This window comes from Mycoplasmopsis fermentans PG18 (assembly GCF_000209735.1).
Taxonomy (GTDB): Bacteria; Bacillota_I; Bacilli_A; order Mycoplasmatales; family Metamycoplasmataceae; genus Mycoplasmopsis; species Mycoplasmopsis fermentans.
Map to the genome: position 1 here is coordinate 671,065 of NC_021002.1, position 7,495 is coordinate 678,559.

The window sequence follows — 7,495 nt, forward strand, 5'->3', positions numbered from 1 at the left end:
TAACTAGTTTAGGCTTTTTATTTTGAATTTCAATCAAATAGTTATGCTTTTGTGATATTTAATTAAGGTTGTAATTAATTCGATGGAAATTAAACAAAGTCAAAAGATTAATATTAAAGCTCCAACTTTTTGTCATTCATTTTTGTTTTGGTAATAATTTAATCTAGCGCCTAAACCAACAGCTGCAAAAGTTCCATAATTAATAATGTTTCTAAAGATTAATTCGAATCTAAAAGCTGCATAACTATAAAAATCTTTAATTACTCTAGGTAAAATAAATTCAAAATATAGAGTTATTTTATTTTTATTTAATAATAAATAATTGCCAATTAATTTTTGATCAATATTATTAATTGATTCAGTATAAAATTTACTCATTGAACGCATTGTAGTAAAAGATAAAGCTAAAATTAAAATGACTTCTCTTGAATAATAAAGATTAATTGATAAATAGAAAAATAAGGTTATTGGTATAGTTCTAAAGAATGCTAAAAGCATTTTACTTATTATTTTCACAAATTTATTATTTGTTTTATCGTTTGCAAAAAAAGAAGCAAAAATTGAAAAGATAAAAGCTAAGAAAATGCTGGCAATAGTAATTTTGATAGTAATTAGTAATTCTTTGAAAATAGAATAACTTTCGCTTTTCAAAATTGAATAATTTGCTTTATAAGTTAATTCACTTCATCTACTTTTAAAAATATCTAAATTAAATTGATATTTAATATTAATAAGTGTAATAACACTCGTTAAAAAAATTAATGAAAAACTAATTATTAAATATAGTTTAACTCGAACTAAACCTTTTATTTTATTGTTAATTTCTAATTTAAGTGGATTAAAGATTAAGTGATTAATTATTAAACTATAAATTTCTAATATTAATAGTATTAGTGCTAAATAAAGAAGTGGAATTGCAATAACGCTATAGTTACCACTTTTAAGAGGATTATTGATTAATTCTCCAATTCCAAAAAGTCCTAAAGTACTTAAAACACTGCTTCATCTAATATTTGATTCAAATGAATAAAGAAATAACACTATTACTTTATTCTTATTACGATAAGAAACATTATTAATAAAAGAAGCAAATTTATTTTGTCCTAGTAAAATTGAATTTCAATAAAAATTAACTTTACTGTTTTCTCATAATTCACATAAATATTTATGCAATCAAAGTCAAGTAAATCAAGTCAATATCAAAGAAGCTGAAAGCAATCTATCAAAGCTTGAAGTAAAAAGAAATACAAAAAAGAATATTGGTAAAGTTCTTAATAGCGTAATTATTATTTTACTTATTATTGGTAATATTTTATTTTTATGTAAATTTCAAGAAGCTAAATAGCTTGTTACTAAAGCTAAAAGAAAACCAAGTAGACTTCCTAATGCAGTATATTGAATGGTACTTCATAAAAAACTTAAAGATAAAATTCATAAATTATTTGCGGGATATGAAGAGTTTATATTATTAAAAGTAAATAATCTTTGTAGATCATTTTTTAATTGTTTTACTGAATTATTGTCCATAATTTTTCAATCAAAAGATAATAATGAATATAAACAAATTATTAGAATAAGCAAAATAAAAGTTACTTTAACTCATCTTTTGAGTTTTTTATAACTTTCATTTTTGCTATTAACATAAATATCAAATAATCATGAATAATGATATTTTTTGTTTTCTATTTGATTTGTTTGCAAAATAAAATCCTTTCATGATAGAGTAAAAGGATTAAAACACTTGAATTCAAAATTAATTGAACTTGCTCCGCAGGTATTAACCTGATCAGCTCTAAGAGTTTTTCTCAATCCACCTGTTTTATAGGTAAATACCTCTGTCAATATATTTATATTTTACCATTAAATTAATAAATAAGCTGTGCTTTTAGAAAATAATTTTTACCTTTTTTGGTGCTTTTTATGGTTATTTTTAAGGCATAATTTTCCTTATGTCCCAAAAATTTAATTTTTTTATGTTAAATATAAGGAGACAACTATGAAAAATAGCACAAAAAAAATTGTAGCTTTAACAATGGATATTTCTGCCGGGATTGTTGGTGCAGTATCAGCTGGTACTTTAATTGGTTATGCAGTTGACCATTCAAACTATAAAAAAGAAAAATTGTGAATTGAAAACAATATAAAATACCTTAAAGAATCAAATCAAAAATTAAAAGAAAAAGACAACAAATTAAAAGAAATTTGAAAGAAATATGAGAATCAAGAATGACTTTCTAGTCTTTGAAATGAACTAAGTTTGTGTCAAACTCAAATTGACTCAAATGAAAAACTTATTAAAGATTTACAAGGAATTATTGATCAACACTCTTCATATCATGTTGGCCGCCGCTTTGGTAACAAAAGTTATATGAGAGCTGTAAAACATAGTAATGAAAAGAAAATAATTCAAAATCTTTTACCAGAAATGGTGGAAAGAACAAAACAAGTTATTAATCAAAGCGAATATGAAAATATCAAAAAATCAATCCAAGATTTTGTTGTTCGTAGTAATGATTTATTAACTTTAAAAACTGCAGATGAAAAATTTGTTGATGCTAATAGTAAAAGTGAATTAAATTCTTTAGAACTTAAAATTAAAGATTATCAAAACACTTTAAGTAAAATCGAAGAAGAAGCACTTTCAAGTAACACAAAACCTAACATTTCAACTGAAATGATTAATAAGGCAGCAGATTTTATTAAATCTGATTTTCATGTTTGAAATGACAAAATTATTAAAAAATATGTTAAAAAGACGGCTTAATTAAAAATTCATGTCAAACATAGATAAAATAGAAGAATTATCAGCAAAAATAGAAGATGCTAATACTATTGCAAGTAATAATTCTCCAATTTTAAATCCTATTAATGCTGTTAAAAAGATTTTATTGTCAAGATTTGACTCTAATAATTATGACGTTATATTAGAAAAAAACGGTGTTTCAGTAAATAGAAGTGTTATTATAGAAGATATTATTAAAGCATGTAAAACATTAGAACAATCATATGGAAATACGAAGGAATATATAAATCGTTATGTTAATACTTTTGTCAAAACAATTGAAAATACAAAATTATTTAACAAATCTCAAATTCTAGACTTAAGCAACAAATCATTAACACCTATTATTAATGGTCTTAATGAATTTAACTCATTTGTTGAAAGTTCAAATCAAATTTCTTTTGAAAAATTAGATGAATTTATTAACAAAATTCAAGCTATTCTAAATGTTGAAAATGATTTAACAACTTCTATTCAGTCTGTTATTAAAGAATTTTTAAATGCCTATAATTCAAATGCTGATTCAATTGAAACAACAGTTAAATTAGCTAAACTAAATAACTCTAAACAAATTATTGATGAATTTGTACAAAAATCTAAAATTGAATTAAGTTCTCTCAAATGAGATAATTATATTGAAGGCAGAAACAAATTAATTAATGAATATGTTAATAGCAAAAATGAATTAGATTCAATAAAAAATGGGTTTAAAAAAGCTTTTGTTAATATTAAATCAAGATTAAATGAATTTAATTTAACATTAGAAGCAAACAAAACAACATTAAATGAATTTTATTTATTTGAAACTTCTTATAAATCATAATTGATATACAAACTAAACTAGATCCTTTATTAAAAGCTAATTTAGATTCTGATATTGACAACAAAATTGATAATATTTCAACATTCTTTGAATAATTTCAAATCTTAAAGAATATGAAACAAATTATTTAAAAATATTTCAAATTATAAAAAATGCAACTGATTTAAACTTACAAAAAGTTAATAACTTTGCTTCAAAACCTAAAGAAATTTCAAAACTTATTAGTAATGCAAATCCAAATATTGCTAATTTCTTATCAAAAGTTTTTGATAATTTAAAAACATTAGACCAATTCGAAGATGTTAAAAAAATAATTGAAGATATTAATAATAACAAACCTAATTTATCAACTAAAGAAATATCTTCAATTGAAAATAGTGAAATTCAAAATGACAAAGAAAAATTTAAAGGACTATTTGAAAAAATTAATTTAATCAATAATTTTATTTCATCAATTAATGAAAAAGATAAACTTTATAGTAATTTCTTAGAAAATGAAGCTCAATTTTGCTTAGAATCATACAATGAAATGGATGCAAAATTAGCAGCAATAGCAAATGTGGATTCTAAAGTATATGAATATAAAAACAAAATTTTTGATGCTGCAATTGAAGCTTATAAAAATGTTAATTCTACAGAAAACTTTAGTGCTGTTCAAGCTGATAAAGACAACAAAGTTAACTTTGTTAAAAAATGATTTGGTGTTCTTAATTACTATAATGAATATGTAAAAGAAAAAGCAAAAACTGAACAAAAAGCAAAATTAACTTCAGAACAAGAAAGTTCACTTGTTTTTGCAAAAAATGAAATGAATGCAATTAAAAATGATCAAATTTCTAAATTAGATAGTGAAGGTTTAAAAGCTTTGCAACAACTTGATGGTGGTGTTGATTTTACAAATAATGATTTAATTAAAAATTATTTAGAAAATGATTATTTATCAGCTGTTAAAGATTTAAGAGAATATTTCTTAAACAAACTAATTTACTTATTACATGAAAAATTTAATTATGGTGATGTATACTGATCTCCAACAAAATTGTATAGACCAACATCTGTCTCACAAAATAATGCAAATTGAGATGAAAAATCAAAAATTTGAGCTAAACCTAAAGTTTTAGGCAAAAAACATCTATATGATCGTATTTCAGATTTAGATACTGGAGGATACTCAAAAGGTAATACAAATGGAGGCTGAGGAAATTCTAAAGGTGATAAAGTTAGAGCTGAATATTCATGACACCGATATGGAGTAGATAAAGGAAATACTACTAGTGAAATCAAACAAGGTGAAGAAATTGAAAATGATAATTATAAACCTTGACATACAATTATTAACCGTAGTCTTACTGGTAACCAACCAGCAGTTAAATATATAAGTCAAAAATATCCTAATATGAAATCAAATGGTTTTTTACAAGCAGTAGGTGATGATATTTGAAGTGGGCATGATGATCTATATACTTTGGCCAAATTAATAGAATATGAGAAAACAGTAACTGAAAAAATGCTTTCAAATATCAAAAAAATATCAGATTCTAAAATAATGTTTAAAAATGATTTTAAAGACAATTTTGTTAATTTAAACGATGCTCTTTACAAAATAAAATATGCTTTTGATTTCATTAAATATAACAATCCAACAAGCAATGGATATTATGAAGGAATATGAGAAAGATGAAGTGGAGAAGAAAACAAATCTCATTACGCAATTGGAAATAATCCATTAAGAAATAGAGTTTGAGTTCATAACAACTATGGAGAATCATATACTCTTCCGGGTCCAGATGGAAATCCAACAGAGAGTGATTTTAATGGTCCTTACTATAGAGCAGCTGCTCATACATCAGATGAAAAATATGATAGTACTAACCCACTATTTGAATATATGCCATTTTCTAATACATTATTCTCATATTTAAGAACAGTAGACCATGCTTCAAATTCTTTCTTATTAAAACATAATGGTGAACCTATTTCATGAGTAAATTACATCTTTAAATTTACTCTTGATAACCCACTAGGAAACTTTGATGCTTCATATTACTTATGAAATAGAATGTACTGAAAATCAGAATATGCAATCACCGAAAGATACATTTTGAAAAATAATTCGTCTTCTGAAACAGTTTCAATTTGAGATAAATGATCAAATATCTTTACTACAACAAGTAATAATACATATAGCAAACTTATTTGATAAATTAATGAAATTTAATATTAAATGAACCCCAAACTTTCTTTTTCATAAGGGGTTCATTTAATATTTGAATTACAAAAAGAAAGATTGTTTCCAATTTTGTGTAAAGTCTCTCCCTTTCTCAATAGAAAGGAATTAACTTTAGATCAACACCTAACAATATTGTAGAACAAATCAGATAATGTCTAAAAAAAACATTATCTTATTTTTAAAATTTGAATTTTAAAATAGGAAAAAAGATCTTGCTATGCAAGAAATCTTAATTCCTCTCCCCTCTCCCTTAATTCATTTAAGGGAGAGGCCTTCTTTGAAGCCAAAGAAGCAAAGCTTTTAAAATTTGAAAAAATTATTCTTCATTTTCAAAATCAATTATTTTAAATTCATTTAAAATGCTAGATCAATTTCTAATTCTTGAATTACTTCATTTTTTTATGATTTGTTGAGATGCTAGAAAAATAATTTTTAAAAGACTATCATCAGATGGGAAAACCCTTTTTGTTTTTGTATATTTTCTAAATACACTATTTAAATTTTCGATTAGATTAGTAGTATAAATAAGCGTTCTTATTTCAGGAGAATAATCAAACATTGTAGAAATTTCAGATCAATTTCGTCTTCATATTGAAATAGATGTAGGATATTTTTTGCCTCATTTATCTTCAAAAATATCCAAATTATCCATTGCATTTTTTACATCATTAGATTGATATACAGATTTTAAATCTTTGCAAAATTCTTTCATATCTTTGTAGTTAACATATTTAACAGAATTTCTAATCATATGTACAATGCAACGTTGTTGCTTACTATCAGGAAAAACAGCTTCTATAGATTGTTGTATACCTTTTAAATTATCTGAACAAATAATATTAATTTTACTAATTCCTCTATTTTTAAGAGCATTTAGGACAGACATTCAAAACTTTGCAGATTCATTTTCTCCAATATAAAGTCCTAGAATTTCTTTTTGTCCATCACCATTAATACCCATAATAACATATGTTGCTTTCTTAGTTACAACATTATTATCTACAACATGAAAATGTACTGCATCAATATAAATTATTGGATAATATGTTTCAAGTTTTCTTTCTTGTCATAATCTTACATCTTCGACAATTTCATTAGTTAATTGGCTTATTTGTGCTGGAGAATAATTAACGCCATATTTGCTAAACATAAAATCACTTACATCTCTTGTTGGCATTCCTCTAGAATATAAAACAAATATCATATCAACTAATTCAAAAATATCACGTTCATACTTTTTGATGATTATTGGTTCAAATTTTGCTTCACGATCTCTTGGAATGTGACCATATTGACTATTAACATTTTTCTTAGAAAAACCATTTCTATAATTTTCTAAAATTTTTCTGTTATTTCATCAATAACAGGATTTATTGGTTCTCTTTTCATAAATAAAAAATCCTTTCTTGATAATATTTTATCTATTAAGAAAGGATTTTAAAACTTTACACAAAACTTTTTGTAGTCCAACTTAAAAATAATAATTACTTTTTGTATGGATTAGTCATAATATTTTTTTAATCCAAATATTAAATGAACCCCTTTTGAAAAGGAATTANGGTCATATATATTAATTTATAATTTATCAATAGTTGCTAATGTATTATACTGTGTAGTAGAATTGACATATCCAATGACTGTCAAGATTATTTCAATGACT

At 23.8% G+C, this 7,495-nt stretch carries 2 protein-coding genes and 1 pseudogene; 1 reads left to right on the forward strand and 2 read right to left on the reverse strand.

All coding sequences use genetic code 4. The features are described 5' to 3' along the window. Nucleotides 1–3: 3 nt before the first annotated feature. Nucleotides 4–1,842 (reverse strand): ABC transporter permease, encoded by a 1,839-nt coding sequence (locus MBIO_RS03085; RefSeq protein ID WP_465120162.1) that lies wholly within the window; start codon nucleotides 1,840–1,842, stop codon nucleotides 4–6. 154 nt (nucleotides 1,843–1,996) lie between these two features. On the opposite strand from MBIO_RS03085, the pseudogene MBIO_RS05300 reads away from it, so the two are divergent. Further along, a pseudogene (locus MBIO_RS05300) lies at nucleotides 1,997–5,808 on the forward strand (rhoptry family protein). Between the two features lie 343 nt (nucleotides 5,809–6,151). Here the strand turns inward: MBIO_RS05300 and MBIO_RS04705 are convergent. Continuing rightward, entirely contained in the window at nucleotides 6,152–7,249 is a 1,098-nt protein-coding gene (locus MBIO_RS04705; protein WP_015511078.1) for an IS256 family transposase, read from the reverse strand. Between the last annotated feature and the right edge of the window lie 246 nt (nucleotides 7,250–7,495).